At 70.4% G+C, this 3,110-nt stretch carries 3 protein-coding genes and 1 pseudogene; all 4 read left to right on the forward strand.

Annotated elements, in window-relative coordinates:
* Nucleotides 1-25: 25 nt before the first annotated feature.
* The 4 genes and pseudogenes from Q1V88_RS05200 (at nucleotide 26) to Q1V88_RS05215 (ending at nucleotide 3,068) form a co-directional block, all read left to right on the forward strand.
* Complete coding sequence (locus tag Q1V88_RS05200) at nucleotides 26-424, forward strand: YbaB/EbfC family nucleoid-associated protein (RefSeq protein ID WP_300678859.1); 399 nt, start codon at nucleotides 26-28, stop codon at nucleotides 422-424.
* A 13-nt stretch (nucleotides 425-437) separates the two neighbouring features.
* Nucleotides 438-1,043 (forward strand): annotated as a pseudogene (gene recR, locus Q1V88_RS05205) (recombination mediator RecR).
* The gene (locus tag Q1V88_RS05210; RefSeq protein ID WP_300678861.1) at nucleotides 1,040-1,645 is read left to right on the forward strand and encodes a DUF5063 domain-containing protein; all 606 of its coding nucleotides are present in this window, start codon (nucleotides 1,040-1,042) and stop codon (nucleotides 1,643-1,645) included. Before recR ends, Q1V88_RS05210 begins: the two are co-directional and overlap by 4 nt.
* Before the next feature lie 109 nt (nucleotides 1,646-1,754).
* A complete protein-coding gene (locus tag Q1V88_RS05215) occupies nucleotides 1,755-3,068 on the forward strand; it encodes an aspartate kinase (protein ID WP_300678864.1) in 1,314 nt (437 codons plus the stop codon).
* The last annotated feature ends 42 nt before the right edge of the window (nucleotides 3,069-3,110 follow it).

The raw sequence follows: 3,110 nt of genomic DNA on the forward strand, positions 1-3,110 counted from the left end.
CCCCACTCCTGACAGAGGTGACCCGATGACCAACAACCCCTCCGACGCGCTCAGCGGTGCCCCCGGCTTCGCCATGCGTGCCCTGCTCCTGCCCGCGCAGCACATGAAGGACGACCTCGCGACCGCGCAGGAGGCGCTGGCCAGCGCGGAGTTCGAGGGCTCGGCCGGCGGCGTCTCCGTCACGGTGACCGGCGTGGGCGAGCTGAAGGCCGTCCGGATCGCCACCGGCCGGTTCGACGGCGGCGACGAGGACTCGCTCACCGATCTCGCCGACCTCGTGGTCGCCGCCTTCCGCGACGCCAAGGCCAAGGCCGACGCGACGTCGGAGGAGAGCATCGGGATGATCACCGGCGGCCTGAGCCGCGGCTTCCCGGGCATGCCCGGCGGTGGCAACCCGGGCACCCCCGGCCAGCTCGGCTTCTGAGAGCCTGGCGGACATGTACGAGGGCGTCGTCCAGGACCTCATCGACGAGCTCGGCAGGCTGCCGGGCGTCGGCCCGAAGGGCGCCCAGCGGATCGCGTTCCACCTGCTCCAGGCCGACCCGGTCGACGTACGCCGCCTGGCGGACGTGCTGATCGAGGTCAAGGACAAGGTGAAGTTCTGCTCGATCTGCTTCAACGTCGCCGAGGACGACCAGTGCCGGATCTGCCGCGACCCGCGCCGCGACCCCGCGGTGCTGTGCGTGGTGGAGGAGTACAAGGACGTCGTGGCGATCGAGCGGACGCGGGAGTTCCGCGGCCGCTACCACGTGCTGGGCGGGGCGATCTCGCCCATCGACGGCATCGGACCCGAGCAGCTGCACATCCGTGAGCTGCTCACCCGGCTCGGCGCCGGCGACGGCGCCCAGGTGAGCGAGGTGATCCTGGCCACCGATCCCAACCTGGAGGGCGAGGCCACCGCGACGTACCTGACCCGCATGCTGGGACCGTTGGGCTAGCGCGTGACCCGTCTGGCGAGTGGACTGCCAGTCGGTGGAGATCTGGAGTACGCGGACGAGGTCACCCTCGGCCGCGCGTTCGTAGGAAGGCAGGCAGCGACATGACCGAGCAGCTCCCCGGCCAGGCCGCGCTCGCGGCGCTGGTGGCCGCAGAGTCCGAGAACGTCGCGTTCGCGACCGAGATCGCGGCGAGCGTCGAGAGCTACCTCGACGCGGTCCGGCTGATCGCCGAGGAGGCCCAGGGCGGGCAGGCCGTCTCCCTGCTCCTGCTGCAGATCAGCCAGATCTCGCTGACGGGCGCCCGCCTGGGCGCGGTCACCGACTTCGAGCCGCGCGAGGAGTTCCAGCCCGACGTGGGCCCGGAGGTCGACGTGGACGAGGTGCGGATGCGGCTGGCCGACCTGCTGGGCGACCTGGACACCTACAGCTTCGTCTTCGACCCGTACGCTCCGGAGATCGTGGAGAGCCAGCTCTCCGACGACATCACCAGCATCGGCGCCGACCTGGAGAACGGCCTGCGCCACTACCGCAACGGCGACGTCGCCGAGGCGCTGTGGTGGTGGCAGTACTCCTACGTCAACAACTGGGGCAACCTCGCCGGGGCCGCGCTCAACGCGCTGCTGATGGTGGTCGCCCACGACCGCCTCGACGTGGACGTCATCGACGAGCACGAGCAGCTCGAGGCCGCGGCCGCGCTCGACGCCTGAGGCACGCGCCCCGGGCCCCGTGCCCACGCCTGGACAGGCGGGAAAACGGGTGGCTCCGCGCCGGTAGAATCGGGCCGGTCCGTCCCCGGAACTCCAGGAGTGAGCCCTCGTGGGCATTGTCGTGCAGAAGTACGGCGGCTCGTCGGTCGCCGACGCGGCCGGCGTCAAGCGCGTCGCGCAGCGCATCGTCAACACCAAGAAGCTCGGCCACCAGGTGGTCGTGGTGGTCTCCGCGATGGGCGACACGACCGACGACCTGATCGACCTCGCCAACGAGGTCTCGCCGCTGCCGCCGGCGCGCGAGCTCGACATGCTGCTCACCGCGGGTGAGCGGATCTCGATGGCCGTCCTGGCCATGGCGATCCACGACCTGGGTCACGAGGCCCGCTCGTTCACCGGCTCCCAGGCCGGCGTGATCACCGACGCCGAGCATGGTCGGGCCAAGATCATCGACGTCACCCCGGGCCGGATCGAGACCGCGCTCGCCGAGGGCGCGATCGCCATCGTCGCCGGCTTCCAGGGCGTCTCCCAGACCACCAAGGACATCACCACGCTGGGCCGCGGCGGCTCCGACACGACCGCCGTCGCCCTGGCCGTGGCGCTCAAGGCCGAGGTCTGCGAGATCTACTCCGACGTCGACGGCATCTTCACCGCCGACCCGCGGATCGAGCCCACGGCCCGCAAGGTCCCCCGGATCTCCTACGAGGAGACCCTGGAGATGGCGGCGCAGGGCGCGAAGATCCTGCACCTGCGGTGCGTGGAGTACGCGCGCCGCTACGACATGCCCATCCACGTCCGGTCCTCCTTCTCCGACAAGGAGGGCACCTGGGTCGTCAAGGCCGAGGACCTCGTCATCGCCACCGACCCCGCACGGGGAGCACAGGAGAACGCTGTGGAGTCCATGGAAAGCGCGATCATCACCGGCGTCGCCCACGACCGGAGCCAGGCCAAGATCACCGTGGTCGGCGTGCCCGACAAGCCGGGCGAGGCCGCGTCGATCTTCCGCGCCGTCGCCGACGCCGCGATCAACCTGGACATGATCGTGCAGAACGTCTCGGCAGCGGCGACGAACCTGACCGACATCTCCTTCACCCTGCCGCGCGGCGAGGGCCAGACCGCGATGACCGCGCTGGACAAGCTCAAGGCCAGCGTCGGCTTCGATGCCCTGCTGTACGACGACAGCGTCGGCAAGGTGTCCATCGTCGGTGCCGGGATGAGCTCGGCCCCCGGCATCAGCGCCCGCTTCTTCGAGGCGCTCTCCGAGGCCGGCGTGAACATCCAGATGATCTCCACCTCCGAGATTCGGGTCTCCGTCGTCGTGGCCGAGAGCCAGGTCAAGGAGGCCGTCTACGCGGCGCACGCCGCCTTCTACCTGGGCTCGGACGAGACCGAGGCCGTCGTGTACGGAGTGACCGGACGATGACCATCATAATCGGCGTCGTCGGCGCCTCCGGCCAGGTCGGCG

This window comes from Nocardioides sp. (assembly GCF_030150155.1).
In the GTDB taxonomy this organism is placed as follows: domain Bacteria; phylum Actinomycetota; class Actinomycetes; order Propionibacteriales; family Nocardioidaceae; genus Nocardioides.